The organism is Streptomyces sp. NPDC031210, assembly GCF_055570395.1.
The window spans coordinates 37,244-62,943 of sequence record NZ_JBVIHH010000006.1 but is presented as its reverse complement, the minus strand read 5'-3'; the positions used below and the strand labels follow the sequence as shown (position 1 = coordinate 62,943).

Annotated in this window: 21 protein-coding genes and 1 pseudogene; 8 read left to right on the top strand and 14 right to left on the bottom strand. The window is 72.1% G+C overall.

Annotated features, from left to right (window positions below; genetic code table 11):
- Window positions 1–431 precede the first annotated feature (431 nt).
- Complete coding sequence (locus tag ACZ45Z_RS13350) at window positions 432–563, bottom strand: hypothetical protein (RefSeq protein WP_468360969.1); 132 nt, start codon at window positions 561–563, stop codon at window positions 432–434.
- A gap of 61 nt (window positions 564–624) precedes the next feature.
- Window positions 625–1,137 carry a hypothetical protein gene (locus tag ACZ45Z_RS13345; RefSeq protein ID WP_468360966.1) on the bottom strand — a complete coding sequence of 171 codons (513 nt, stop codon included), beginning with the start codon at window positions 1,135–1,137 and terminating at the stop codon, window positions 625–627.
- A 767-nt stretch (window positions 1,138–1,904) separates the two neighbouring features.
- On the opposite strand from ACZ45Z_RS13345, the pseudogene ACZ45Z_RS13340 reads away from it, so the two are divergent.
- Window positions 1,905–2,015 (top strand): annotated as a pseudogene (locus ACZ45Z_RS13340) (DNA-binding protein); the annotation flags it as partial.
- A gap of 109 nt (window positions 2,016–2,124) precedes the next feature.
- Here ACZ45Z_RS13340 and ACZ45Z_RS13335 read toward each other — a convergent pair.
- From ACZ45Z_RS13335 to ACZ45Z_RS13320, 4 genes are all read right to left on the bottom strand, one after another.
- Window positions 2,125–2,424 carry a hypothetical protein gene (locus ACZ45Z_RS13335; RefSeq protein ID WP_468360963.1) on the bottom strand — a complete coding sequence of 100 codons (300 nt, stop codon included), beginning with the start codon at window positions 2,422–2,424 and terminating at the stop codon, window positions 2,125–2,127.
- Between the two features lie 232 nt (window positions 2,425–2,656).
- Window positions 2,657–3,346, bottom strand: a complete 690-nt coding sequence (locus ACZ45Z_RS13330) for a phosphatase PAP2 family protein (protein ID WP_468360960.1) — start codon at window positions 3,344–3,346, stop codon at window positions 2,657–2,659.
- A 23-nt stretch (window positions 3,347–3,369) separates the two neighbouring features.
- Entirely contained in the window at window positions 3,370–3,975 is a 606-nt protein-coding gene (locus ACZ45Z_RS13325) for a phosphatase PAP2 family protein (RefSeq protein ID WP_468360957.1), read from the bottom strand.
- A 312-nt stretch (window positions 3,976–4,287) separates the two neighbouring features.
- Window positions 4,288–5,082 carry a response regulator transcription factor gene (locus tag ACZ45Z_RS13320; protein ID WP_468360954.1) on the bottom strand — a complete coding sequence of 265 codons (795 nt, stop codon included), beginning with the start codon at window positions 5,080–5,082 and terminating at the stop codon, window positions 4,288–4,290.
- Between the two features lie 248 nt (window positions 5,083–5,330).
- On the opposite strand from ACZ45Z_RS13320, the gene ACZ45Z_RS13315 reads away from it, so the two are divergent.
- The 4 genes from ACZ45Z_RS13315 (at window position 5,331) to dgt (ending at window position 8,703) form a co-directional block, all read left to right on the top strand.
- Window positions 5,331–5,885, top strand: a complete 555-nt coding sequence (locus ACZ45Z_RS13315; protein WP_468360951.1) for a GH25 family lysozyme — start codon at window positions 5,331–5,333, stop codon at window positions 5,883–5,885.
- A gap of 56 nt (window positions 5,886–5,941) precedes the next feature.
- On the top strand, window positions 5,942–6,772 hold the full coding sequence (gene nadE, locus ACZ45Z_RS13310) for an ammonia-dependent NAD(+) synthetase (RefSeq protein ID WP_468360948.1): 831 nt from the start codon (window positions 5,942–5,944) through the stop codon (window positions 6,770–6,772).
- Between the two features lie 211 nt (window positions 6,773–6,983).
- The gene (locus tag ACZ45Z_RS13305) at window positions 6,984–7,337 is read left to right on the top strand and encodes a hypothetical protein (RefSeq protein ID WP_468360945.1); all 354 of its coding nucleotides are present in this window, start codon (window positions 6,984–6,986) and stop codon (window positions 7,335–7,337) included.
- Window positions 7,338–7,377: 40 nt separating this feature from the next.
- Window positions 7,378–8,703, top strand: coding sequence for a dGTP triphosphohydrolase (dgt, locus tag ACZ45Z_RS13300; protein WP_468360942.1), 1,326 nt, complete (start codon window positions 7,378–7,380; stop codon window positions 8,701–8,703).
- Between the two features lie 69 nt (window positions 8,704–8,772).
- Here dgt and ACZ45Z_RS13295 read toward each other — a convergent pair whose 3' ends face one another.
- The 7 genes from ACZ45Z_RS13295 to ACZ45Z_RS13265 all read right to left on the bottom strand — a co-directional run bounded on the left by ACZ45Z_RS13295 (window position 8,773) and on the right by ACZ45Z_RS13265 (window position 15,297).
- Window positions 8,773–9,606 (bottom strand): cytochrome c biogenesis CcdA family protein, encoded by an 834-nt coding sequence (locus ACZ45Z_RS13295; RefSeq protein ID WP_468360939.1) that lies wholly within the window; start codon window positions 9,604–9,606, stop codon window positions 8,773–8,775.
- Window positions 9,603–10,367 carry a DsbA family protein gene (locus ACZ45Z_RS13290; protein WP_468360936.1) on the bottom strand — a complete coding sequence of 255 codons (765 nt, stop codon included), beginning with the start codon at window positions 10,365–10,367 and terminating at the stop codon, window positions 9,603–9,605. The genes ACZ45Z_RS13295 and ACZ45Z_RS13290 overlap by 4 nt, the downstream gene beginning before the upstream one ends.
- A gap of 62 nt (window positions 10,368–10,429) precedes the next feature.
- On the bottom strand, window positions 10,430–10,816 hold the full coding sequence (locus ACZ45Z_RS13285; protein ID WP_468360933.1) for a hypothetical protein: 387 nt from the start codon (window positions 10,814–10,816) through the stop codon (window positions 10,430–10,432).
- A 101-nt stretch (window positions 10,817–10,917) separates the two neighbouring features.
- Window positions 10,918–11,445 carry an ATP-binding protein gene (locus ACZ45Z_RS13280; RefSeq protein WP_468360930.1) on the bottom strand — a complete coding sequence of 176 codons (528 nt, stop codon included), beginning with the start codon at window positions 11,443–11,445 and terminating at the stop codon, window positions 10,918–10,920.
- Between the two features lie 275 nt (window positions 11,446–11,720).
- Window positions 11,721–12,488 (bottom strand): enoyl-CoA hydratase/isomerase family protein, encoded by a 768-nt coding sequence (locus ACZ45Z_RS13275; RefSeq protein WP_468360927.1) that lies wholly within the window; start codon window positions 12,486–12,488, stop codon window positions 11,721–11,723.
- A 90-nt stretch (window positions 12,489–12,578) separates the two neighbouring features.
- On the bottom strand, window positions 12,579–13,814 hold the full coding sequence (locus ACZ45Z_RS13270) for a L,D-transpeptidase (RefSeq protein ID WP_468360924.1): 1,236 nt from the start codon (window positions 13,812–13,814) through the stop codon (window positions 12,579–12,581).
- 241 nt (window positions 13,815–14,055) lie between these two features.
- Window positions 14,056–15,297: a L,D-transpeptidase gene (locus tag ACZ45Z_RS13265; protein ID WP_468360921.1), complete on the bottom strand. Its 1,242-nt coding sequence runs from the start codon at window positions 15,295–15,297 to the stop codon at window positions 14,056–14,058.
- 235 nt (window positions 15,298–15,532) lie between these two features.
- On the opposite strand from ACZ45Z_RS13265, the gene glgX reads away from it, so the two are divergent.
- From glgX to ACZ45Z_RS13250, 3 genes are all read left to right on the top strand, one after another.
- Window positions 15,533–17,872 carry a glycogen debranching protein GlgX gene (glgX, locus tag ACZ45Z_RS13260; protein ID WP_468360918.1) on the top strand — a complete coding sequence of 780 codons (2,340 nt, stop codon included), beginning with the start codon at window positions 15,533–15,535 and terminating at the stop codon, window positions 17,870–17,872.
- A gap of 522 nt (window positions 17,873–18,394) precedes the next feature.
- Window positions 18,395–20,665: a M4 family metallopeptidase gene (locus ACZ45Z_RS13255; protein WP_468360916.1), complete on the top strand. Its 2,271-nt coding sequence runs from the start codon at window positions 18,395–18,397 to the stop codon at window positions 20,663–20,665.
- A 290-nt stretch (window positions 20,666–20,955) separates the two neighbouring features.
- Window positions 20,956–22,587: a M4 family metallopeptidase gene (locus ACZ45Z_RS13250; RefSeq protein WP_468360914.1), complete on the top strand. Its 1,632-nt coding sequence runs from the start codon at window positions 20,956–20,958 to the stop codon at window positions 22,585–22,587.
- Between the two features lie 99 nt (window positions 22,588–22,686).
- Here ACZ45Z_RS13250 and glgP read toward each other — a convergent pair whose 3' ends face one another.
- Window positions 22,687–25,359, bottom strand: a complete 2,673-nt coding sequence (gene glgP, locus ACZ45Z_RS13245) for an alpha-glucan family phosphorylase (protein ID WP_468360911.1) — start codon at window positions 25,357–25,359, stop codon at window positions 22,687–22,689.
- Window positions 25,360–25,700 lie beyond the last annotated feature (341 nt).

Below are 25,700 nucleotides of genomic sequence, written 5' to 3'. Positions count from 1 at the left end.
GGTCTGCGGTAATGACGAGCGACGAGCAGTGCCACTGAGCTTGTTCAAGCACGCCACGGAGAGTGGGGGCGTCCAGCCGTGCTCTCAACGCCTCCGCCTCTCCTGGGGGTTGCTCGTCGTTCTGGCGGGTCTGCAGCCGAGCAATAGCGGCGTCACGGGCGCGCAGGGCCGCGTCCCGTTCCTTCGTCGCGGTGTCCAGCAACTCGGCGAACGTGTCTCGGTCCTTCTCCGCTGCCTCAAGCTGCGCCTGAAGTTCGGAGACCTAAGGCGGCGGCGGAAGGCTCGCTGCTGTTCGTACCAGATCGGGGATCAAGGAGTTGAGCTTCCGGCGCTTTGTCGAGCATCTGGGTACAGGCCCGCAACTGGGCCTCGACCTCGCGGCGCCGGTCTCGCTCCATCTCAGCAAGCCGCTTGTACTTGGCTGCTTCCTTCTAGTAGAGCTCGACGAGCTGCTTGCCCTGCTTGCCCGATTCGTCGATCGCTGTCAATAGACGATCCAACTCGGCGTGAGTTTCTTCAGAGCGGGCCTTGTCTGCCGCAGGGCCGAACGGACTGATGGACATCGACCTGACGCCCCCCTCATCTCATAAGTGAAGACGAGGATAGGGGTGGAGCGAGCCGACGCTATCCATCTACCTGGTGGCCAAGGCCGCGGGCCAGCGCGGCATGCCAACGCATGACCGGCAGGGTGCCGACGTCGACCTTCCCCTGGTCGTGGTCCTCTCCGCAGGGGCAGATGCTCCAGCCGTCGCCCTCGATGCGGTCGGCCACGGCGTCCACCAGTTCGGCCAGTTCGTCGAGCACCCCCACCGCGACGTCGGCGGCTCCGTCGTCGTGCTGCTTCACCAAGGCGGCGCCGATCTCGGTAGCGAGGTCCAGAAGGTGGGCCGCCGCTGACCCGTCGTCGTTGATGCCGGCGTACTTGCCGGCCTGCGATGCGGCCATGACCAGGTGGCCCAGCGACTCGACGGAGACGCTGACCGTGCCGTCGTCGATCCTTACCGGCCGCATCGCATGCGGGCCGACAGACGCTCCCCGGTTGCCTTCGGTCGCCGCCTTCATGATGATCTCGGCGACGGCTTCGGGGGTCACCAGGTGGACGGCTTCCTCGTGGTCCATGCCCACCTGCTGAGCCATGACCCCAACGAGGTGGTCCGCGACGCCCCGCACCGACGTCGCCTCTACCTCGACCCCATGGGGTCAGCAGCACGGCGCTCGACTGCGTCACGAGCGTCTTGAACGCGAGGGTGTCCTTTGGGTCTGTCACAGTGCCCAGCGTAGAAGCAGGGGTTGGAGCGTTTCCACAAAACCGGCGTGATCTCCGAGGAGCCGCGCCGATCCGATCAGCAGCGCCGCCGCGCTGCCCGCCGCGCACCCCTCCGCACACGCGCTGCGCTCATGCGCTCCCCTCGCGCACCCCTTGGATTCGGTGGCACGAAGCGAGGGGGAGTAACGACCTCTGCGGCACCCCGGGCAAAGCACAAGCCCCAGGTCACGGCGAGTGAGTCCTGGGGCTTCTACAGAGCCGCCTTCGGGATTCGAACCCGAGACCTACGCATTACGAGTACGCCGGTTCATCGGCTCGGGCGAATGCTCGCCTGGACGTCAACATTGTTCTTGGTTCCGCCCTGCGCAACGGATGTCGAGCGCCCCTGGATACCTTGTAGGTAAGCGTCCACAAGAAGTCCCCGAAAAGTCCCGGTGCCACGCGAGCCGCTTTTAGCACGCCAAAACACCAGGTCAACTCCATGAACAAAAGAAGCCGACATGAGCGTCAAGTACAAGGAGACGGCGCGGGGCGGGCTCGCGGTGAACATCATCGAGTGCTGAGGTTGTAGGTCGAAGGCCCTGATCAGCGTGTTCGTGACTTTCGGCGCTGTCAGGGCCGGATCGGCGATCCCCCAATCGTGGCCGCCACCGCGCTGGCCTCGCCCTCCCCTGTGACCGTCCTGACCTCGGACCCCGAGGACCTCCTCATGCTGTGCGGACCCGGCGTCCGCATGGTCGAGGTCTGACCGGCACGCAGGGGTGGTCGCCCTCGCCGACCCCGGCTTCGAGGGTCGGGACGACAGAAGCGGCGCTGTCGTACGGACCCGCGACCTGGAACGGCTCGCCGGGCGCCCGCTATTTGCCTATCTCCCAGGCGAACGGCGGGAGTTCGCGGGCGCGGGAGTAGATCTCCAGGGCGTGGGGCGCCGGTACGAACGGGTGGACGCGGGCGCCTTCGAGGCCGGCCAGGAGGCGGGCGCAGTGGTGGAGGCAGCCCGCCGCCTCCCTGCCGTGGCGGTCGACGATGGTGGCGGCGTCGGGCGGGCCCTCGCACGGGGTGGGGTCCTTGGGGGCGGCGGCCGGGCAGCGGCCGGGCGCGGCCGGCGCCACCGGTGCGCGGGTCGGGGCCGGCAGGTGGGTGGGTGGGTTCTCCATCGGTGCTCCCCCTGGGTGGTGCGTGCGCTCAGGGAAGGGCTGCTCGGTGGGGGAGGCGTCCATGCCCTCTTGGGGAAGACGTCGCGCCTCCTTGGGGAAGACGTCGAGCGCTCTTGGGGAAGACGTGGGGAAGGCGTGGGGAGACCTGGGGGACCCGGGGCGATCGTCATCGATGCGTGGGCTGCCGGGCCGGCCGAGAGGGGCGCTCGCCGAACCGGCGGGGCGGGGCCGCTCAGTGTCGCTCCGGTGCCGGCGAGGGCGGCGGGCCGGGGTGGCGGAAGGCGAAGGGCTCGGCGAGGAGGGCCAGGGTCAGGCAGGTGGCGGCCAGGAGCCAGCCGCCGAGGACGTCGGCGGGCCAGTGGACGCCGAGGTAGACACGGGTGGCGCCGGCCGCGAGGGCCCACAGGGCGAGCGCCGCGCACCACAGGCGGGCCGTGCAGGGCCGGGCGCGGTGGCTGATGCCCCAGGCCAGCACCCCGGCCGCGAGGACGGCGTTGGTCGCGTGGCCGGAGGGAAAGGCGTGGTCGACGGCGCGGGCGGTCCAGTCGGCAATCGGGGGCCGGGGGCGGGCGAGGAGTTCCATCAGGCCGTAGCGGAGCGCCTGGCCGACCGTCAGGACGACCACGGCGCAGGCCACCGTGCGGAGCCGGCCGAGCGTGCCGCGGCCCGCGAGCAGTCCGGCGAGTACGGCCATGAGGTAGGGGACGGGCCCGGCGGCGGTCACCGTCAGCGCCCGGGCCAGGGAGCTCAGTGGCTCACCGCGGTGCGCCGTCGCCCAGTCGTGAGCGGCGCTCTCGGGCGCGAGCGGCGCTCCGTGGCGTACGGCCAGGACCAGCGCCAGGGCGGTGAAGAGGCCCGCGCACACCGCCGCCACGGCCAGGACCGGGCCGGGCCTGCGGGCGCCCGGGGAAGGGTGGGGCATCGGGGACTCCCTGACCGGCCGCGTCACCTCGCGGCCACCAAAGGCCGCAGGCGCGTGCCGCGCAGGTGCTCCACGGCGGGTTCCGCGAGCCGGGTGAGCAGGGTCAGCGGCCAGGCGACGAGTACGCCGATGGCCAGGCCGATGACGACGTCGTGCGGATAGTGGGCGCCGACCCAGACCCGCGAGGCGGCCATCAGGAGCGCGGTCGGCACGGCGAGCAGGCCCAGTCGCCGGCCGCCCAGGAGGAGGGCGACGGCGGCGGCCGCGGCGATGGCCGAGTGGTTGCTCGGGAACGCCCAGTCGGCGGGCCCCGGACACGTCTCGACGGTGACCGTGCGCAGCGTCCGGCAGGGCCGCTGTTCGTGGACGAGGCCCTTGACCATGACGTTGGCGAGGTAGGCGGCGGCCACGATCAGGGGGGCGGCCAGCGCCCTCGCCATCTCCCCGGTGCCCGCGTATCGCGCCCGCCACCAGCCGATCAGCATCAGCACGGCGAAGAGGAACAGCCCGTAGTCGGTCCAGTAGGACAGGACGGTGTTGAGCGGGCGCGGGGCGCGCTGCGCGAGTTCGGTGATCCAGGTGTAGAGGCCGCCGTCGACCTGGGCTGCGTCGAAGGCGAGGTGCGTCACGGGGTTCTCCTTGGCGGGTGGCCGCACGGTGTGCCGGCTCCATGGTGCCGTCCCCGCGCGGCGGCCGGGCGGCCGTACGGCCCGGGCAAGAGCTCTCACCCGCGTCCGCGGCGGCCGGGCGATGTCGGTGGGCGCCTTCATCATGGGTTTCGGCAGCGCCGTGCGGACGGCCCGACCGGCCACAGTCACGCAGATGGTCCACACGACTGTAGACGAATATGGACGAATGACGGCAGGGGGCCGTTCCGGACCGGAGTCGACGCCCCGCGCCGCGCTTCCGGCCCCGGCGGCGTGCCGCGGCTCGGGGGCGCGTCAGTCCTCGCGCAGGACGTAGCCGACGCCACGCACCGTGTGCAGGAGTGGCCGGCTGCCCGGCAGGTCGACCTTGCGGCGCAGATAGCCCACGTACACCGCGAGGTTCTTCGAGCCGGGGCCGAAGTCGTAGCCCCAGATCCGGTCGTAGAGGGTGGAGTGGTCCAGGACGATCCCGGCGTTGCGGGCGAGCAGTTCCAGAAGCTGGAACTCGGTGCGGGTCAGCTCCAGTTCGCGGCTGCCGCGCCAGGCGCGCCGGGAGCGGGCGTCGATCCGCAGATCGGCGACCTCGACGACGGCGCTGTCCGCCGCCTCGGCCCCGTCCGCCACCTCCGGCCCGTCCGTCACACCGGCCTCGCGCCCGCCGTCGGGACCGCGCCCGCCCCGGGCGCCTTCCGCCGCGCCCGGCCCCGCCGGCTCCCCCGGCCGCGCCGCCCGTCGCAGCAGCGCCCGCAGCCGGGCGAAGACCTCCTCGACCTCGAACGGCTTGACGACGTAGTCATCGGCACCGGCGTCCAGCCCGGCGATGCGGTCCGCCGTACCGGCCCGGGCGGTCAGCATGAGGATCGGGGTGGGGTCCTGTTCGGCCCGCAGCGCCCGGCACACCTGGAGTCCGTCGATCCCCGGCATCATCACGTCCAGCAGGATCACGTCCGGCCGCTCGCGGTGCGCGGCGTCGAGCGCCTGTATGCCGTCGGCGACGGCCGTGACCCGGTATCCCTCCCAGGCCAGGGCGCGCTGAAGTGCGGTACGGATGGGGCGGTCGTCCTCGGCGAGCAGTACGGCGTAGGTCACCCGGCAAGTCTGCCAAGCCGCTCCGGAGCGCGACCGGGCGGTCGCGGAACCGACGTCCTCCCCCGTCCCCCGAGCCCCTCACACCCCACCCGCCACCCGACGGGCCCCGCCTCCCTCGCGTCACCAACTCCCCTTATGGGTAAGGAACTTACGGGCAGCGATCTGGCGTCTCCGGTCGTGGGCGTGCTGAACTGCTGGAAGACGGACGACGCCCCCACGTCGCAGGGCCGATCGGCAGGAGGCCGCTCATGCTGCATGGTGTCGATGTCAGTTCGTACAACACCTCGTACTCGACCGCCGGGCTGGACTTCGTCTTCGTCAAGGCCACCGAGGGTCGGTCCTACATCAATCCGCATCAGTCCGCGCAGGCGGCCAAGGCCCGTAAGGCGGGCTGTGTCGTCGGTTTCTATCATTTCCTGTGGCCGGGGAACATCGCGGCCCAGGCGAGGTATTTCGTCGAGAAATGCGCGTCCATCCAGGGCGACATTCTGGCCGCCGACTGGGAGCGCACCGGCGAGGGCACGTACGCCAGCAACGCGCAGAAGGACCAGTTTCTGCGGGAGGTGAAGAAACTGCGGCCCACGCACCGCGTGATGCTCTATTGCAACAGGGATTTCTGGCTCCACCACGACACCACCTCCTACGCCGCCGACGGGCTGTGGATCGCCGACTACGTCTCCGCCGGGCACCCGCGGATCAAGGCGAAGTGGCGCATCCACCAGTACACCGACCGGCCGCTGGACAAGGACGTGGCGGACTTCCCGAGCAAGGCCGCCCTCAAGAAGTGGGCGCACCCGTCATAAGGTTGGCTGCCAGCAGACGGATAAGCACACGGACAGCGTGACGAAGAGGAGCAGCCGTGACCGACCCGGCGTCCATGGCCCTGCAGCAGGAGATCGCCCGGGATCTCCAGGTGTCCGCGTCCTTCGACGCCGAGCGGGAGATCGAGCGCCGGGTGGCCTTCCTCGCGGAGCGGCTGACCACCACGGGCCTGCGCGCCCTGGTCCTCGGCATCAGCGGGGGCGTCGACTCCACGACCACGGGCCGGCTGTGCCAGCTCGCCGTGGAGCGGGCGCGGGCCGCCGGCCACGAGGCGACGTTCTTCGCCATGCGGCTGCCGTACGGCGTCCAGGCGGACGAGAAGGACGCGCAGCGGGCGCTGGAGTTCATCCGCGCCGACCGGGAACTGACCGTCGACATCGCGCCGGCCAGTGACGCGGCGCTGCGGGCCGCGGTGGACGCCGGGGTCGTCTTCCGTGACGCCCATCACCAGGACTTCGTGCAGGGCAACATCAAGGCCCGCCAGCGGATGATCGCGCAGTACGCGGTCGCGGGCGCCCATGACGGCCTCGTCGTGGGCACCGACCACGCGGCGGAGGCGGTGTCCGGCTTCTTCACGAAGTTCGGGGACGGCGCGGCCGACCTGGTGCCGCTGACCGGGCTGACCAAGCGCCGGGTGCGCGCCGTGGCGGCGGCCCTGGGCGCCCCGGCCGAGCTGGTGACGAAGGTCCCGACGGCCGATCTGGAGACCCTCGACCCGGGCAAGCCCGACGAGGACGCGCTGGGCGTCAGCTACGACCAGATCGACGACTTCCTGGAGGGGAAGCCGGTCCACGACACCGCCTTCCAGGCCATCGTGCGCCGCTACCGCCTCACCGAGCACAAGCGCGTCCTGCCGATCGCTCCCTGATCCAGGAGCCCCCGCCCGCCCTCGTGCGTCCCCGCCCCGCGGGCCCCACCACGTACGACCGCGCCCTCACGTACCTGTCATGCGCCGGTAAGGGGTCGGTCACCGCCGGGGTGCTAAATCGTGGGCGGGAGGGGGCATGCATGCGGCCATGGGAAGCCGCGAAGTGCGATCGCAAGATCAACTGTCAGTGGGGCCGCATACGCTCCGAGGCATGGGTTACGCAGACCTGCGCGAACTCCAGACCGCGCTGACCACCGCCTCCGACATTGCCTCCGCCCTCCAGACCGCGCCGACCCGGCGGGACGCCGACCAGCTCGTCGACGTCCTCCGGCAGGCGCTGACCGCCGCCAGCTCGCTGGCGGACACCGGCCCGACCGGCTGCGCCCTGCACCCGCACGGCGCGGTCGACCCCTTGTACGGCGACCCGGAGGATCCGCTGCCGGCGGGCTACGGCAAATGCCTGCTGTGCAACGACCGCCGGCGCCGGGCCGACGCCCACCATCCGCACCCCCATCCCCGGCCCCGGCCCCGCCCGCACCCGCTCCGCCGCCGGCTGAGCGCCTGACCGCGCCTGGCGCCGGGCCCGGCGGGACTACCATCCGCCCATGCGACCTGCCAGATACAGCGACGAGGACCTAGAGCAGCACTCCCTGCGGCGCCGGGTGGCCGACGACGGGCAGCGGTCGGGCTTCGAGCACGACGTCGACCGGATCCTGTATTCGACGCAGTGGCGGGCGCTGGCCGGCAAGAGCCAGGTGGTGGCGAGCGCTGAGCTGGGCGCGTACCACACCCGGCTGACGCATTCGATGAAGGTGGCCCAGCTCGGGCGGCGGATGGCGGAGCGGCTGGAGCGCCGCTACGGCGGCCCCAATCCGGCCCTGGTCGAGGCGGCCTGCATGGCGCACGACATCGGCCATCCGCCGTTCGGGCACGCCGGCGAGCTGGCCCTGCGCGACACCATGGACGAGCTGCGCTTCGCCGACGGTTCGCTGGACAGCTTCGAGGGCAACGCCCAGACGCTGCGGGTGCTCACCTTCCTGGCCGCCCACAAATACCCGGGCCACCGGGGCCTGCACCTGACCCGGGCCTGCCTGGACGCCGCCACCAAGTACCCGTGGGAGCGGACACCGGCCGACCAGGATCCGGCGCGGCATGTGAAGTGGGGGGTGTACGTCGCCGACCGGGAGGCGTTCGCGTGGGTGCGGGCCGGCCGCGCTGACACCGCCGTACCGGTCGAGGAGCAGGTCATGGACTGGGCGGACGACGTCACCTACGCCTGCCATGACGTCGAGGACTTCTACCGCACGGGGCTGATCCCACTGGCCGCGCTGTTCCCGCCGGACGGTTCGGCGGGTGCCGACACCGAACGGGAGATGGGCCGCTTCCTGGACTATGTGCAGGCCAAGCGGGCGCGGGCGGGCGCGGCGTTCGACCGGGCGGAGGCGCTGGTGCTGATGGCGGACATCGGCAAGCGGCTGGCGGTGCACGCCCCGTACAGCGGCAGCCACGAGGACGCGGTGGCGGTCAACCGGCGCACCGCCGACCTGATCTCGTACTTCACGCGCGGCATCGAGCTGGAGGTGGGTGGTGCGGCGGCGATCCGGTACGGCGCGCGCCTGGTGATCCCGGCGGAGCGCCGCGCGGCCTGCGATCTGCTGAAGGAGCTGGTGTGGTGCTACGTCATCGACCGGCCGGCGCTCGCCACCCAGCAGCACGGCAAGCGGCGGGTGGTCGGCGAGCTGCTGCGCTGGAGTCATGACGCGCCCGAGCTGCTGCCGCCGGACCGGGCCGAGGAGCTCGCGCTGCACGGTGACCGGCTGCGGGCGGCGGCCGACCATGTGGCGTCGCTCACCGAGGACCAGGCGCTGGCCCTGCACCGGCGGCTGTCCGGCGCGGGGCTGGGGTCGGTCAACGACAACGTGTGGCTCTGAGGCCGGCGCGGCCGGCGCCCGGCGGAAAGCGCCCGCCCGAAGAGATTCCGGCGGGCGCTTTCCGGCGGATTATCGCTCCCGCGTTTTCTTCTCCGGCCGCAGCGCGAAACGGCCCAGCACGACGGCGACGGCGAGTGCGGCCAGCGCGATCAGCACGAGATCCGGCACGCCGTTCCCGATGCGCGCCACCCATTGCTCGGCATGGAATTCGGCGTCCGCGTCGAGAATTCCCGGCAGCGCGCTCGTTCCGTTGAAAAGCAGGAAAAGCACGCCGATGGCGACGAAGAAAAGACCGGACACCGCGGAGGTGGTGTGCGCGCGCAGGGGGCCGACGGTGAATTCGCGGCCGCGCAGCCAGCCCCGGCTGCCGAGCCGGCAGCGGTCCCACAGCAGAGCCAGGACGAACAGCGGCAGCGCCATGCCCAACGCGTAGACGGCGAGCATCGAGGCGCCGTACACCGGTGAGCCGCTGACCGCCGTCACGGTCAGCACCGCGCCGAGGATCGGTCCCGCGCAGAAGCCCGCGAGGCCGTAGACGCAGCCGAGGAGGAAGGTGGAGAGCGCCGAGCGGGGCGTGATCCGGCCGGCGGCGGCCTGGGCGCGCCGGGAGGCGAAGCCGAGGCCGAGGATCTGCGCGAGGCCCATCGCGATGACCACCCAGCCGCCGGCGGTGATCAGCAGCTCGCGGTGGCCGTTGAACAGCCGGCTGACCGCCGTGCTCGCCGCGCCGAGCGGGACGAGCGTGGTGGCCAGGCCCAGGTAGAACACCGTGGTGCGGGCCAGCAGCCGGCCGGGGTGGGCGAGGGAGTACGCGAAGAACGCGGGCAGCAGCAGGGCGCTGCACGGGCTGAGCAGTGCCAGGGCGCCGCCGAGGAACGCCGCGAGGTAGCCGATGTCGGTCACTTGGCGGCCTTTCCGGTGCGCGCGGCCGCGGTCTTGGCCGCGTCCTGGACGGCCCGCGCGAAGACCTCGGTGGGCTGGGCGCCGGCCACCGGGCGGCCGTTGACCAGGAAGGAGGGGGTGGACTGCACGCCGAGCCGGTAGCCCTCGTCCTGGTCCTTCTTCACCGCCCGCCCGGCGGCGGCGCTGTTGAGGTCGGTGCGGAAGGTGTCGAGGTCCGGCACGCCGCTGTCGCGGGCGAGTTCGACGAGCTTGTCCTCGGCCAGCGCGCCGCCCTTGCGGGTCTTGGCGTACAGCGCGTCGTGGAGCTGCCAGAACCTGCCCTGCCGGCCCGCCGCCCAGGAGGCGCGGGCGGCCCGCTCGGAGTCGGCGCCGAAGAGGGGGAAGTTGCGGAACTCGATGCGCAGCGTGCCCGCGTCGACGTACTTCTCGATCAGTTCGGGCTGGGTCTCGCGCGTGAAGCGGCCGCAGAACGAGCACTGGTAGTCGGCGTATTCGACGAGGACCACCGGGGCGTCCTTCCGGCCGACGGCGAGCGGGTCGCCGGCCAGGCGGCGGTTGGTCCGCTCGGCCAGGTCGTCGTACAGCTTCTCCTGGGCGTCGTCCCGCGGGGCGGCGGCCGAGGCGGCTCGGGGGCCGCCGGTGGCGCGGTCGTCCTCGACGGCCTTGCCGACGGCGACGGCCAGCGCGATCAGGGCCACGACGAGGGCCAGGACGGCGCCTATCGCGGCGAGTTTGCGGGCGGGGGAGGCGGAAGCGGGCATGCGGAAGCTCCAGTCGTACGGAAGGAAGGGCAGGGCCGGTGCGTGCGGGGCGGTTCGGCGGCCTAGATCCGCAGTACGGGCTGGAGTGGGGTGGGGTCGGCGGCGGGCGCGCGGCCCGTCGGGGGCCGGGCGAGGGCCCCTTGGACGGCCGGGTCGGCGGCCAGGGGGGCGGGTCCGGTGGCGGTGGGGGCGAGCGGCTCGCCGCGGTGCGGGGCAGGCAGCGGGGCCGACTCCTGCGGGCTCGGCGCGTGCCGGCCCGAGCAGCGCTTCGGCGCCTCGGCCAGGGCGATCTGGTGGGTGGCGGCGGCGAGCGGGTGCGCGGTGGCGGCGGTCGCCGCCCGGCTCGCGGGCCTCGCCTGGTCGCCGCCGGTCCGGCACAGCAGCGGGCCGAAGGTGACGGCAAGGAGGAGCAGCAGGGTCAAAGGGGCCGAGCGGCGCACGTGACGCATGTCCCTCCTCCCGGTGCCTGGCGCGAGCGTGAGCGTCCCATCCTACGGACCGCCCGCCCGCGCCCTGCCCGGGCGGGCTCCGCCGGCTCGCGCGGCCGCCGTCAGCGGTCGGCGATCCGCATCTCGAACCAGGTCGTCTTGCCGCGCGGCAGCAGATCGACGCCCCAGCGGTCGGAGAGCTTGTCGACGAGGAACAGGCCGCGGCCGCTGGTGTCCATCTCCTGGACGGGCATCAGGCACGGCAGCCCCCGCGACGGGTCGCGCACCTCGACGCGGATCCAGCCGCGGCGGCGCAGGACGCGCAGCCCGAAGGTGCGCGCGCCGGTGTGCCGTACGGCGTTGCCGACGAGTTCGGAGACCAGCAGCACGGCGTGTTCGGCGAGCTGGGGCGTCAGGGACCACTGGGCGAGGACGACGGCGGCGGTCAGCCGGCGGGCGGTGCCGGCGGACTGCGGCCGGGAGGGCAGCCGGACCTCGTCGAGGCTGAAGTCGCCGACCGGATCGGGCGGCCCGGAGACCGCGGCGCGGGGCGGCGGCACCGCCCGCGCGTCCGTGCCGGGGGTGGCCCGGCGTGCGGCGGCCGTGCCGCTCCACGGCCGCGGCTGCTCCATTCCTTCGAGGCCCGCCATGTCGTCCATCATGGCCGTAACCAGGCACCCCCGGGGGTGGAACCAACGGAATCCACTGTCCGGAATCGTCGGTTCCCGCCCCCTGCCACACCCGGGCCGAGGGTGGTCGGGGTTCCCTCCCCACCCCTGTGACCTGCGGTGACTTCGAGCGCGCGGCGGCGCGTCGGGCATCGCGGAAAAGGTTGCCTTAAGGTGCCATTAAGTTTTCGGCAATTCGCCCACACGAGGCATCGCTGACCGGCCAATCCTCAGGCGCCCCGGCAACACCTCGCGTATCAGAGGAACTTGGCCTTGCCCGGCCCTTCCTCGATGAAACTGCGCATGCCGCGCTCGCGGTCCTCGGTCGCGAACAGCCCCGCGAACCAGTTGCGTTCGATGGTCAGGCCGGTGTCGATGTCCGTCTCCAGGCCCGCGTCGACGGATTCCTTCGCGGCCCGCAGCGCCAGCGCCGGTCCGGTCGCCAGCCGCGCCGCCCACCCGTGCGCCTGCTCGTAGACCTCGGCGGCCGGCACCACCCGGTCGACCAGCCCGAGGGTGAGCGCCTCCGGGGCCTTCACCTGGCGGCCGGTGAAGATGAGGTCCTTGGCCTTGGCCGGGCCCACCAGCCGGGCCAGCCGCTGGGTGCCGCCGGCGCCGGGGATCAGGCCCAGCAGGATTTCGGGCTGGCCGAGCTTGGCGTCGTCGGCCGCGATGCGGAAGTCGGCGCACAGGGCCAACTCGCAGCCGCCGCCCAGCGCGTAGCCGTTGATCGCGGCGACCACCGGCTTGGGGATGCGGGCCACGGCGGTGAACGCGTCCTGCAGGGCCTTGGAGCGCACGATCATGGCGGGGTGGTCCATGGCCCGCATTTCCTTGATGTCCGCGCCGGCCGCGAACACCTTCTCGCCGCCCCAGATCACGACGGCGCGCACGTCGTCGCGGCGGGTGGCCTCCTCGGCCAGCTCGCGCAGCCGGTCCTGGGTGGCGATGTCCAGCGCGTTCATCGGGGGGCGGTCCAGGCGGATGGTGCCGACGCCCTCGGCGACCTCGAGATTCACAGTCATGCGCCGAAGGTTAGTACGCGTTAACGGCGCGGGGCCCGGTGCGCTCGGTCACAGTGCGCCGGGCCCGGCCCGCCCCCTCCCGCGGTGCGTCTACCGACCGGCCTTCCACCGCTCCCAGGACAGGTTCCAGTCGCTGAAGCCGTTGTCCGGCTGGATCGTCTCGTCGTGCGAGTTCTTGACGATCACCACATCGCCGACGACGGAGTTGGCGAAGAACCAGGCCGCCGGGGTGTCCGGGTCCCCGCCGCCGCGCTGGTCGAACAGGCCCACGCAGCCGTGGCTGGCGTTGCGCGAACCGAACGTCGCCCGGCCCGACCAGTAGTTGCCGTGGATGAAGGTGCCGGAATTGCTCAGCCGCATCGCGTGCGGCACGTCCTTGATGTCGTACTCGCCGCCGAAGCCGACGGTGTCGCCGTTCATCCGCGTCACGACGTGCTTCTCGCTGATCACCATCTGGCCGTTGTACGTCTCGGTGCCGGGTGCGCCGGCGGTGATCTGGATGGTCTTGATCTTCTTGCCGTCGCGGACCACGGTCATCGTCCTGGCCTCGGCGTCCACGGTGCTCACCTGGCCGCGCCCGACGGTGAAGGAGATCTCCTTGGACTGGGTGCCGTAGACCCCCGGCCGCCCCTCGACGCCGTCCAGGTCGAGCTTGAGGGTGACCTTGGTGCCCGCCGCCCAGTATTTCTCGGGGCGGAAGTCGAGCCGGTCGTTGCCGAACCAGTGGCTCTCGATCGGGACCGACGGCTTCGCGGTGACCTCGATGGCGTCCTCGACGGCCTTCATGTCGGTGATGCCGCGGGTGAAGCGGAGCGAGACGGGCATGCCGACGCCGACGCGCTGGCCGTTCTCCGGGGTGTACTGGCCGATGAAGGTGTTCTTGGGGACGAGGGTGGTGAACGCGGAGTGCTCGGCCGCCTCCCGGCCCCGGCCGTCGACGGCGACGGCGTCGACGGTGTACTTCGTCGAGGCGCCGAGGTGTCCGGTGGGCTGCCACCGGGCGCCGTCCCCGGATATCTTCCCGTCGACCTCGTTGCCCTTGCCGTCCTTGACCTTGACGGACTTCAACCTGCCCTTCTGGGCGGTGACCTTCAACGCGCCGCTGGTGGCGACGTCGTCCGCGCCGTCCTTCGGCGCTATCGTCACGGCGGCCCGGGAGGCGCCCCGGTCCGCCCCCGTCCTGCCCGACGGCGACCTCTCGTCGGCGTCACCGCCGCACGCGGTCACCAGCAGCAGCATGGAACCCAGCAGCAACGCGAGCGACCCCCCGCCTTTGCGCGACCAACGCCGGCTGACCGGCTCCCCCGATATCGGCTGCACCTTCACGACTGGCCCCTTTTCCCCTCACACACGGCCCGCGATTCCCCGCGCGCGGATGCCCGGCAGCCGCGCGCTCGCCGTTAGATAACCACACCGCGGCGAGTCGTGAACTCCCCGCCCATGTCACCGTTTAGTCCCAAGTGCGAGGGTGGTGCGGGAGCGTACGGGCGGTGACGGAGTGGCGGTGCCCCTCGCCCCTTCGGCGCCTCGACCCGGCGCGCCGACCGCCCGGTCCGGGGCGCGAGGGTCAGCGCAGCGCGCTCCCGGCGCGCCACCTCTCCCACGGCATGTTCCAGCCGCCCAGACCGTTGTCGGGCGCGATCACACGGTCCGGGGAGTTCCGCACCTCCACGATGTCGCCGATCATCGACTGCCGGAACAGCCAGCCGGCCGGGGTGTCCGGGCCGCCGCCCTTGATGTCCTTCAGCCCCACGCAGCCGTGGCTGGTGTTGGCGCCCCCGAAGATCTCCGCCCGCGCCCAGTAGTTGCCGTGCACGAAGGTCCCGGACCGGGTGAGGCGCATCGCGTGCGGCACGTCGGGGATGTCGTACTCGCCGCCGAAGCCGACGGTGTCGCCGTCCATCCGCGTCACCGGGTGCCGCTCCAGGATCACCATCTTGCCGTTGTAGGTGGGGTTGCCGGCGTTGCCCGCGGTGATCGGCAGGGTCGCCAGGACCCGGCCGGCGCGGCGTACCGTCATGGTGTGCCGCGCGGCGTCGACGACGCTCACCTGGTCGCGGCCGACCCGGTAGTGGAGGGTCTTGCGCTGCGTGCCGTACGCGCCGGGCCCGGCCTTCACGTCGCGCAGCCGCAGGTCCACGGTGATCCTCGTGCCCGGCCGCCAGCGCTCGCGGGGCCGGAAGTCCAGCCGCCGGGCGCCGAACCAGTGGGCGGCGATCTCGACGGCGGGCTCGGCGGTGACCGTGATGGCGCGTTCGACGGCCGCCCGGTCGGCGATCGTGCGGTTGAAGTCCAGAGAAACGATCATGCCGGTGCCGACGGTGGTGTGGTTCTCCGGCGTGAAGAAGCCGATGAAGCGGTGCGCGGGCACGTGGGTGGTGAAGGTGGTGTGGCGGGCCGAGCGGCGGCCCGCGCCGTCCAGCGCGACCGCGTCGACGGTGTACTTGGCGCCGAGGGCGAGCGGGCCGGAGGCCGGGCGCCAGGTCATCCCGTCCCGGGAGAGGCGGCCGGCCACCACCTCCTTCCCGGAGTCCCCGGCCCGCCGGACCTCGACCCGCTCCAGCCGCCCGTCCGGCACCCGCACCTCGAACCGCCCGGTGGGGCGTACGTCGCGCGCGCCGTTGTGGGGGATCACCCGGATCGCCTCCTCCGGGGAGCGCGGCTTGCCCCCGATGAACACATCGCGGGACCCGCAGCCGGCCGCCGCGACCGCCGTCGCGAGGACGGCCACCACCACGAGGACGGTACGGGGGCCGGGCGCCCGGTCCGTCACTCGGTTCTTCGCTCGGCGCTGCTCATGGACGGTCATGCACCGAATTGTCACTGATGAACCGTCAACAAAGGGGTATGTCGGGATCGGTATGTCCCGCGCGGGGCAAAGCTCGGCCGACCGGGCCGGAAACGTGAGGCGACGCCCGGTTGAGGGAAGAACAACACCGAGGGCGGAGACACACGCACGGCCGGGACTCCCCCAGCTCATGCTGGAAGGTCCCCCCTGCACGGGCCGCCGCCCGACCGAGCCATGAGCCGCAGGAGGCCGGCACGTGTCGAGCGCACCCGAGCAGGAGGCAGTACAGGACGGACCGGAGGAGGGACCGGGCGGGAGCGGCGGGCCGGGCGCGCGGCGCGGGCCGCTGCCGGGCGCGGGGCCCGCCCCGGCGCTCGTCCCGCCCGCCGCCGTCCGCCCCGGCAGCCCGACGCCCCTCGGGGCCCGTCACCGCACCGGACCCGACGGCGTCACGGGCACCAACTTCGCCCTGTGGGCGGGCGGCGCCGAGGCCGTGGAGGTGTGTCTTTTCGACGACGAGGAGCGTGAGAGCCGCCATCCCCTCACCGAGCTGACGCACGAGATCTGGCACGGTTTCCTGCCCGGCGTGCGCCCGGGGCAGCGGTACGGCTACCGGGTGCACGGCCGGTGGGACCCGTGGACCGGCGCCCGCTGGAACCCGGCGAAGCTGCTCCTGGACCCGTACGCGCGGGCCGTCGACGGCGACTTCGGCGACCTGCCGGCGGGCGCGGCGGGGGTGGGGCCGCCCGCGCTGCCCGCGCAGCTCTACGGACACGTGCGCGACTGGCCGCAGCAGCACATCGCCGACACCGTGCGCGACGACCAGGACTCGGCGCCGTACGTCCCCAAGGGCGTGGTGGTCGGCGACGACACCGGCGGCGACGCGGACGACGAATGGCGCGACGACCGCCGGCCCAAGACGCCCTGGCCCGATTCGGTGCTCTACGAGCTGCACGTGCGCGGCTTCACCATGCGCCACCCCGGCATCCCCGAACGCCTTCGCGGCACCTACGCGGGCCTGGCGCATCCCGCGGCCCTGGAGCACCTCACCCGGCTCGGGGTCACCGCCGTCGAGCTGCTGCCCGTCCACCAGTTCGCGCACGAGGACCACCTGGTGCGCCGGGGGCTGCGCAACTACTGGGGCTACAACTCCATCGGCTACTTCGCGCCACACGCCGGGTACGCCGCCACGGGCACCCGCGGGCAGCAGGTCGGCGAGTTCAAACGCATGGTGCGCGCGCTGCACGACGCCGGTATCGAGGTGATCCTCGACGTCGTCTACAACCACACCGCGGAAGCCGGCGAACTCGGCCCCACCCTCTCCCTGCGCGGCATCGACAACCGGGGCTACTACCGCCTCCAGGACGACCCGCGCCGCTACGCCGACTACACCGGCTGCGGCAACACCCTGCACGTCGTCCAGCCCAACGTGCTGCGTCTGATCACCGATTCGCTGCGCTACTGGGTCATCGAGATGGGCGTCGACGGCTTCCGCTTCGACCTGGCGGCGGCGCTGGCCCGTTCCATGCACGACGTCGACATGCTCTCCCCCTTCCTCGCCGTCATCGCCCAGGACCCGGTGCTGCGCCGCGTCAAGCTGATCGCCGAGCCCTGGGACGTGGGCTCGGGCGGTTATCAGGTCGGCGCCTTCCCACCCCTGTGGACGGAGTGGAACGACCGCTACCGCGACACCGTCCGCGACTTCTGGCGCGGCGCCCAGGCCGATGTGCGCGACCTCGGCTACCGCCTCTCCGGATCGAGCGACCTCTACGCCTGGGGCGGCCGCCGCCCCTACGCCTCGGTCAACTTCATCACCGCCCACGACGGTTTCACCCTGCGCGACCTGGTCACCTACGAACACAAGCGCAACGACGACAACGGCGAGGACAACCGCGACGGCACCCACGACAACCGGGCCTGGAACTGCGGCGCCGAGGGCGAGTGCGACGACGCGTCCGTCAACGCCCTGCGCCGCCGCCAGTTGCGCAACCTCCTGACCACCCTCCTGCTGTCCACCGGCGTGCCGATGCTGGTCGCGGGCGACGAGATGGGCCGCACCCAGCGCGGCAACAACAACGCCTACTGCCAGGACAACGCCCTCAGCTGGCTGGACTGGTCGCTCCTGGACGACCCCGGGTGGCGTTCCCTGGCCGACCTCGCCGCCCGCCTGATCGCCCTGCGCCGCGCCCATCCCGTCCTGCGCCGACGCGCCTTCTTCTCCGGCCGCCCGCAGGGCCAGGGCGGCCTGCGCGACCTGGCCTGGTTCACCCCCGGCGGCACGGAGATGACCGAACCGGACTGGTACGCCCCCGGGGCCACCCTCGGCATGTACCTCTCCGGCAACGACATCTCCCAGCGCGACGCGCAGGGCCTGCGCGTCGTCGACGACAGCTTCCTCGTCGTCCTCCACGCCCACCACGAGCCGCTGCCCTTCACCCTCCCCGGCCCGCCCTGGGCCCGGGAGTACGTCCTCCTGGTCGACACCTCACAGGACGAACAGCCGTGGGCGGCGGACACGGAGACGGTCCACCCGGCGGGCGGCACGCTGACCGTTCCGGGGCGGTCGGTGCTGCTGTTCCGGGCGGTGCCGGGGTGACGGCCTGAGGTCGGACACCGGACCGGGGGCGGGTGGCCACCGCCCGGACGGTTCGCCAGGTCCGGCGACCGGCGCCGGCGCGCGTGGTGTCGGCGTACCGGCACGCCGTGATATCGGGCGGGGCGACGACGCCGCCGGACCCGGGCGCCGCAGCCCTCGACGGCATCCCGAAGCCCCCGGCTCGGGCTGGCTTCGGCCCCCTCACGGCCCCCGCGCGGCCCCCAAACCCCCGCGCCCGTCCGTTTTCCGGACACGGATTTCGCGCAACGGACGGTTTCCGGCCAATTAGTTGAGGAGATCCTGACAATCCCGGGGCGGTAGTGGGACTCTTCCCGGCAGCCGCCACACGGATCCCCACAGCACCACGTCCGGTGGCCGCCCGTTCCCCGTTCCACCCGTTCCACCTGCACGTCTTCCCCCCACACGCTCCATGAGTTCTGCCTCGATCTGCCCGGACGGCCCTTCGCCGCCCCGGTCCCCCTCGGCCGCACCGTCATGTCGGCCACCGCAGAAGGAGTCAGTGTGAGACGCACCCCCCATAACCGCGCCGTCGCGACCGGCGCACTGGTCGCCGTCACGGCGATGCTGGCAGTCGGCGTACAGGCCGGCACCGGCACGGCGGCCACCCCGCGCCCGGGCACCGCGCACGCCAAGCCCGACCCCGGCGCACTTCCGGCGAAGCTTTCCCCGTCCCAGCGTGCGGAGCTGATACGGGAAGCCGGCGCCACCACCGCCGAGACCGCGCGGCGGCTCAAGCTCGGCGCGAAGGAGCAACTGGTCGTCAAGGACGTCTCCAAGGACGTCGACGGCACCACGCACACCCGCTACGAGCGGACCTACGCGGGACTGCCGGTCCTCGGCGGTGACCTCGTCGTGCACGAGAGCAAGGCCGGCGCGCTCCGGGGCGTCACCAAGGCCATCCGCTCGCAGCTCAAGGTCGCGGGCACCACCGCGAAGATCAAGCCGGCCGCCGCCGAGGCGAAGGCCGTCAAGTCGGCGCAGGCCCAGGGGTCGAAGAAGACCGAGGCCGCCAAGGACCCCCGCAAGGTGGTCTGGGTCGCCGACGGCAAGCCGGTGCTCGCGTACGAGACGGTGGTCGGCGGGCTCCAGCACGACGGCACGCCCAACGAGCTGCACGTCATCACGGACGCCACGACCGGCGCCAAGATCTTCGAGTACCAGGGGATCGAGAACGGCACCGGCAACAGCCAGTACAGCGGCAAGGTCACGCTGGGCACCGCGCCCTCGTACACGCTGACCGACACCGGCCGCGGCAACCACAAGACGTACAACCTCAACCACGGTTCGTCCGGCACCGGGACGCTGTTCTCCGACCCGGACGACGTGTGGGGCGACGGCACCCCGCAAAACGCCCAGACCGCCGGCGTGGACGCCCACTACGGCGCCGCGCTGACCTGGGACTACTACAAGAACGTGCACGGCCGCAACGGCATCCGGGGCGACGGCGTCGGCGCCTACACCCGGGTGCACTACGGCAACAACTACGTCAACGCCTTCTGGGACGACGGCTGCTTCTGCATGACGTACGGCGACGGCGACGGCAACGTCAAGCCGCTGACGTCCATCGACGTCGCGGCGCACGAGATGACGCACGGTGTCACCGCCGCCACCGCCGACCTCACCTACAGCGGTGAGTCCGGCGGCCTCAACGAGGGCACCAGCGACATCTTCGCGGCCGCCGTGGAGTTCAACGCCAACAACCCCCAGGACGTGGGCGACTACCTCGTCGGCGAGAAGATCGACATCCGGGGCAACGGCACGCCGCTGCGGTACATGGACAAGCCGAGCAAGGACGGCTCGTCCAAGGACTACTGGTACTCCGGTATCGGCAACGTCGACGTCCACTACTCCTCGGGCGTCGCCAACCACTTCTTCTACCTGCTGTCCGAGGGCAGCGGCGCCAAGGACATCAACGGCGTCCACTACGACAGCCCGACCTACGACAACCTGCCCGTCCCGGGCATCGGCCGGGCCAACGCCGAGAAGGTGTGGTTCAAGGCGCTCAGCCAGTACATGAGCGCCAACACCAACTACGCGGCGGCGCGCACCGCGACGCTGAGCGCGGCCGCCGACCTCTTCGGCCAGGGCAGCGCGACGTACAACACGGTCGCCAACACCTGGGCGGCGGTCAACGTCGGCTCCCGCGTCCCGGACTCCGGCGCGGTCACCGTCACCAACCCGGGCAACCAGACCAGCACGGTGAACCAGGCGGCGAGCCTCCAGATCAAGGCGACCAGCGGCACCGCCGGCGCGCTGACCTACGCGGCGACCGGTCTGCCCGCCGGGCTGTCGATCAACGCGAGCACCGGTCTGATCTCCGGTACGCCGACGGCGACCGGGACCACGAGCGTCACGGTCACGGTCACCGACGCGGCGAAGAAGACCGGCACCACCACCTTCAGTTGGACGGTCAACCCGGCCGGCGGCGGCAACGTCTTCGAGAACGCCGACGACGTGCGCATCCCGGACGCGGGCGCGGCGGTCACCTCGCCGATCACCGTCAGCCGCAGCGGCAACGCGCCCAGCGGTCTGCAGGTGACGGTCGACATCGTGCACACCTACCGCGGTGACCTGGTCGTGGACCTCGTCGCCCCGGACGGCACGGCCTACCGGCTGAAGAACGCGAACGCGTCGGACTCGGCGGCCGACGTCAAGGCGACGTACACCGTCAACGCCTCATCCAAGGCGGCGAGCGGCACCTGGAAGCTGCGGGTCCAGGACGTCTACAGCGTGGACACCGGCTACATCAACGGCTGGAAGCTCACCTTCTGACCACCCCGGGCCACCCGGGCGTCACCTCCGTGTGACAGTGGCGGTCGAGAGCCCGCCGCTGTCCCACAACAGCCGTAGTCAGTAAGGAAGTTGGGCGTCGCTCCCGGAACCCGGGGGGCGGCGCCCCTCTCCGTTATATGAACAGCGATCTTCGCTCTACGGACGATTTTCGGCCAACCTGTGAACACCCTCCTGACATGCACGCGTTCGAAATGGCACTCTTCCTCGAACGCACGTCACACCCGCATCGCTTTGCACCCCCACCGTTTGGCAAAGTTGAAGGAGCACGCGTGACCCCCCACATATCCCGTAAGACCCGTGTCACCGGTACCGCCCTCGCCGCCGCGGCCCTCCTGGCCGCCGGCATCACCGCGGGCACCGCGGGCGCCTCCCCCACACAGGCCACCCCGCAGGGCGGTTCGCCGCTCAAGCTCAGCGCCTCGCACCGCGCCGAACTGCTGCGCGACGCGAGCGCCACCAAGGCGCAGACCGCGAAGGAACTGGGCCTCGGCGCGCAGGAGAAGCTCGTCGTCAAGGACGTCATCAAGGACGCCGACGGCACCACGCACACCCGCTACGACCGCACCTACGCCGGCCTGCCGGTCCTCGGCGGCGACCTGATCGTGCACACCGCCAAGGGCGGCGCCGTCAAGAGCACCACCAAGGCGACCGACACGTCGGTCAAGGTGGCCTCCACCACCGCGAAGATCGCGCCGCAGGCCGCCGCCAAGTCCGCGCAGGGCACCGCGGCGAAGAGCATCAGCGCGAAGAAGGCCGACGCGCCGGCGCCCCGCAAGGTCGTCTGGGCCGCCTCCGGCAAGCCCGTACTGGCGTACGACACCGTTGTCAGCGGCGTCCAGAAGGACGGCACGCCCAGCAGACTGCACGTCATCACCGACGCCAACAGCGGCAAGAAGCTGTTCCAGTACGACGAGATCCACACCGGCAAGGGCGAGAGCGAGTACAGCGGCAGCGTCGAGCTGGGCACCTCCAAGGAGGGCAGCGGCTTCACGCTGACCGACGGCGGCCGCGGCGGTCACAAGACCAGCAACCTGGAGAACGGCGAGTCCGGCGACGGCAAGGCGTTCACCGACGAGGACGACGCCTGGGGCACCGGCAAGCCCGACGACCCGCAGACCGCGGCCGTCGACGCCCACTACGGCGCCGGTGTGACCTGGGACTACTACAAGAACGTCCACGGCCGCAGCGGCATCAAGGGCGACGGCAAGGGCGCCTCCTCGCGGGTCCACTACGGCGACAGCTACGTCAACGCCTTCTGGGACGACAGCTGCTTCTGCATGACCTACGGCGACGGCCAGGGCAACAAGGCCCCGCTGACCGCCCTCGACGTCGCCGCCCACGAGATGTCGCACGGTGTCACCTCCGCCACCGCCAACCTCACCTACAGCGGTGAGTCCGGCGGTCTGAACGAGGCCACCTCGGACATCTTCGGTACCTCGGCCGAGTTCTACGCCAAGAACGAGAAGGACCCGGGCGACTACCTCATCGGCGAGAAGATCGACATCAACGGCGACGGCACCCCGCTGCGCTACATGGACAAGCCCTCCAAGGACGGCCAGTCGCAGGACAACTGGGACTCCAACACCGGGGGCCTGGACCCGCACTACTCCTCGGGCGTCGCCAACCACTTCTTCTACCTGCTGTCCGAGGGCAGCGGCGCCAAGGAGATCGGTGGCGTGAAGTACGACAGCCCGACGGCGGACGGCTCCAAGGTCGAGGGCATCGGCCGGGACAAGGCCGAGAAGATCTGGTTCAAGGCCCTGACCGAGTACATGACGTCGAACACCGACTACAAGGCCGCCCGTGAGGCGACCGTCAAGGCCGCCACCGACCTCTACGGCGCGGGTGGCGCCGAGGTCAAGGGCGTCGAGGCCGCCTGGACGGGCGTCGCCGTCAAGTAACGGCAGCGCGCACCGGCGCCTGAACACAGCCGATCGCCCCGGGGTCCGCCGCCCCGGGGCGATCGTCGTGCGCCCGGCCGCCGCGCGGCCGGCGCCGGCTCAGCGCAGCAGCACCCCCGGCACCTGCCGGGCGGTCGCCTCCGCCGCCTCGGCGGGGACGGCGACCAGGCCGGGCTCCGCCCCGGTGGCCAGCAGCCGGTGGGCGGGCAGGACGCGGACGGTGTAGCCGAAGGAGCCCGTACGGTCCAGCGCCAGCGGGCCCTCGTAGAGGTGACTTCCCGTCAGGTCCGGTCCGGCGGTCGGCTTCAGCGGTACGGCCGTGGGGTCGGTGATCCGGTCGGAGCCGTCGACCCGGCCGGCGACCACCTGCACCTCGACGTCGTCGGGGGACAGATCCCCGAGCGAGACCCGCACCCGCAGGTCGAGCGCGGTGCCCAGCTCCCCGCTGCCGCCCGCCGGCCCCGTCGGCGGACAGGTCGTCTCCACGTGGTCCACGGACACCCGGGGCCAGGCCGCGCGCACCCGGGCCTTGAAGGCGGCCAGTTCAGCGGCCGCGTCGGGGGTCATGGCACGGTGGGCGTGCGCGGCCGGGGTGTAGAGCCGGTCGACGTATTCGCGCACCATGCGCACGGCGAGCACCTTGGGTCCCAGGGTCGCCAGGGTCCGCCGGACCATCTCCACCCAGCGGCGCGGGATGCCGGCGTCACCGCGGTCGTAGAAGCGCGGCGCGACCTGCTGTTCGAGCAGGGTGTAGAGGGCGTTCGCCTCCAGCTCGTCGCGCCGGTCCTCGTCCGTGGCCGCCCCGTCGGCGGTCGGGATGACCCAGCCGAAGTCCGGCTCGTACCACTCGTCCCACCAGCCGTCGCGCACCGACAGGTTCAGCGCGCCGTTCAACGCTGCCTTCATTCCCGAGGTGCCGCAGGCCTCCAGCGGCCGCAGCGGGTTGTTCAGCCACACGTCGCAGCCGGGATAGAGCTTCTGCGCCATCGCCATGCCGTAGTCGGGCAGGAAGACCAGGCGGTGGCGGACCCGCGCGTCGTCGGCGAAGCGCACCAGCTCCTGGATGAGCCGTTTGCCGCCCTCGTCGGCGGGGTGGGCCTTGCCCGCGACGACGATCTGCACCGGCCGCTCGGGGTGCAGCAGCAGGTCCCGCAGCCGGTCGCGGTCGCGCAGCATGAGGGTGAGGCGTTTGTAGGAGGGCACCCGGCGGGCGAACCCGATCGTCAGGACGTCGGGCGAGAGCACCTGGTCGATCCAGCCCAGTTCCGCGCTGCCCGCGCCGCGGTGCCGCCAGGAGGCGCGCAGCCGCTCGCGGACCTCGGCCACCAGTTGTTCGCGCAGGGTGCGGCGCAGTTCCCAGATGGCGGCGTCGGGGATGCGGGAGACGGCGTCCCAGCGCTGCGAGCCGCCGACCGACAGCGCGTCCTCCGCCCGGCCGGCGCCGAGCTGGCGGGCGCCGAGCCGCAGGACCTCGGGCGCCACCCACGTCGGGGCGTGCACCCCGTTGGTGACGGAGGTGATCGGCACGTCCTCGGCGTCGAAACCCGGCCACAGACCGGCGAACATCTGCCGGCTGACGCGCCCGTGCAGGGTGGAGACGCCGTTGGCGCGCTGGGCCAGCCGCAGTCCCATCACGGCCATGTTGAAGAGCTTGGGCTCCCCGCCGGGATAGGACTCGGTGCCCAGCGCCAGCACCCGGTCGCAGTCGATGCCGGGCAGTTCGCCGTCGTCACCGAAGTGGCGGGCGACCAGTTGCCGGTCGAAGCGGTCGATGCCGGCCGGGACGGGGGTGTGGGTGGTGAAGACCGTGCCGGCCCGTACGGATTCCAGGGCCGCGCCGAACTCCAGCCCGTCCGCGGACAGTTCGCGGATGCGCTCCAGGCCGAGGAAGCCGGCGTGGCCCTCGTTGGTGTGGAAGACCTCGGGGGCCGGGTGGCCGGTGAGCCGGCAGTACGCGCGCACCGCCCGTACGCCGCCGATGCCCAGCAGCATCTCCTGGAGCAGCCGGTGCTCGCTGCCGCCGCCGTAGAGCCGGTCGGTGACCTCGCGCTCGCCGGAGCCGTTGCCCTCGACGTCGGAGTCGAGCAGCAGCAGCGGAATCCGGCCGACCTGGGCCTGCCAGACGGCGGCGCGCAGCCGGCGGCCGCCGGGGAGGGCGAGGGCGATGTGGGCGGGCGTGCCGTCGGCCTCCCGCAGCATGGTCAGGGGCAGCTCGTTGGGGTCGAGGACGGGGTAGTGCTCCTGCTGCCAGCCCTCGCGGGAGAGGGACTGCCGGAAGTAGCCGTGGCGGTAGAGGAGGCCGACGCCGATCAGGGGTACGCCCAGGTCACTGGCGGCCTTGAGGTGGTCTCCGGCGAGGATGCCGAGGCCGCCGGAGTATTGGGGCAGGGCGGCCGTGATGCCGAACTCGGGGGAGAAATAGGCGATCGCGGCGGGCCGGTCACCCGCGCGGCCGGGTTCCTGGCCGCGTTCGCCGGCGCTCTGGTACCAGCGGCGGCCGTCGAGATAGTCGTGCAGATCGTCGGCGGCCGCGGTCAGGCGGCGCAGGAAGCGGCGGTCTCCCGCCAGCTCCGTCAGCCGTTCGGCGGACACCGCGGCGAGCAGTCGGACGGGGTCGGCGCCCGCCCGCCGCCAGCCGTCGGGGTCGACGACCTGGAAGAGTTCTCGGGTCTCCGGGTGCCATGACCAGCGCAGATTGCGCGCGAGGTCACTGAGGGGTCGTAGGGGCTCGGGAAGGACGGGACGCACGGTGAAACGACGAATGGCCTTCACTCCTCGACGGTAACGGTGGGGCGGCCCTTCAACCACCACACCGCTCCGGCGTGGCCGTTCGTACCGGCGCGTCCGCCGATATGGCCGATTCCACCCCCTGATGCGCTCTTGTACGGACTCGCTCCTGGCGGCAGGCTGCGGGGTGCGCCGCGGGCCCCGGCGCGGCACCGGACATCCGCGTACCGCAACTCCGCTTTTTTTCCACCGAGTTGAGGAGGCGAGCGTCGAGCGTGTCACCAGCGCGTCTCCCGCCCGTGAGGTGTCGCCGACCGGCCGGCCGACGCGCGGCGGACCCGGGTTACGTACCAGTAGTTCACGTTCCACCGGATTTCCCGGCCGCC

Bases quoted from the DNA above. Each gene is read 5' to 3' on its own strand.
- ACZ45Z_RS13350 (WP_468360969.1), bottom strand. From the start codon at position 563: ATGTCCATCAGTCCGTTCGGCCCTGCGGCAGACAAGGCCCGCTCTGAA.
- ACZ45Z_RS13345 (WP_468360966.1), bottom strand. From the start codon at position 1,137: ATGGCTCAGCAGGTGGGCATGGACCACGAGGAAGCCGTCCACCTGGTG.
- ACZ45Z_RS13335 (WP_468360963.1), bottom strand. From the start codon at position 2,424: ATGGAGAACCCACCCACCCACCTGCCGGCCCCGACCCGCGCACCGGTG.
- ACZ45Z_RS13330 (WP_468360960.1), bottom strand. From the start codon at position 3,346: ATGCCCCACCCTTCCCCGGGCGCCCGCAGGCCCGGCCCGGTCCTGGCC.
- ACZ45Z_RS13315 (WP_468360951.1), top strand. From the start codon at position 5,331: ATGCTGCATGGTGTCGATGTCAGTTCGTACAACACCTCGTACTCGACC.
- ACZ45Z_RS13305 (WP_468360945.1), top strand. From the start codon at position 6,984: ATGGGTTACGCAGACCTGCGCGAACTCCAGACCGCGCTGACCACCGCC.
- dgt (WP_468360942.1), top strand. From the start codon at position 7,378: ATGCGACCTGCCAGATACAGCGACGAGGACCTAGAGCAGCACTCCCTG.
- ACZ45Z_RS13290 (WP_468360936.1), bottom strand. From the start codon at position 10,367: ATGCCCGCTTCCGCCTCCCCCGCCCGCAAACTCGCCGCGATAGGCGCC.
- ACZ45Z_RS13285 (WP_468360933.1), bottom strand. From the start codon at position 10,816: ATGCGTCACGTGCGCCGCTCGGCCCCTTTGACCCTGCTGCTCCTCCTT.
- ACZ45Z_RS13280 (WP_468360930.1), bottom strand. From the start codon at position 11,445: ATGGCGGGCCTCGAAGGAATGGAGCAGCCGCGGCCGTGGAGCGGCACG.
- ACZ45Z_RS13275 (WP_468360927.1), bottom strand. From the start codon at position 12,488: ATGACTGTGAATCTCGAGGTCGCCGAGGGCGTCGGCACCATCCGCCTG.
- ACZ45Z_RS13265 (WP_468360921.1), bottom strand. From the start codon at position 15,297: ATGACCGTCCATGAGCAGCGCCGAGCGAAGAACCGAGTGACGGACCGG.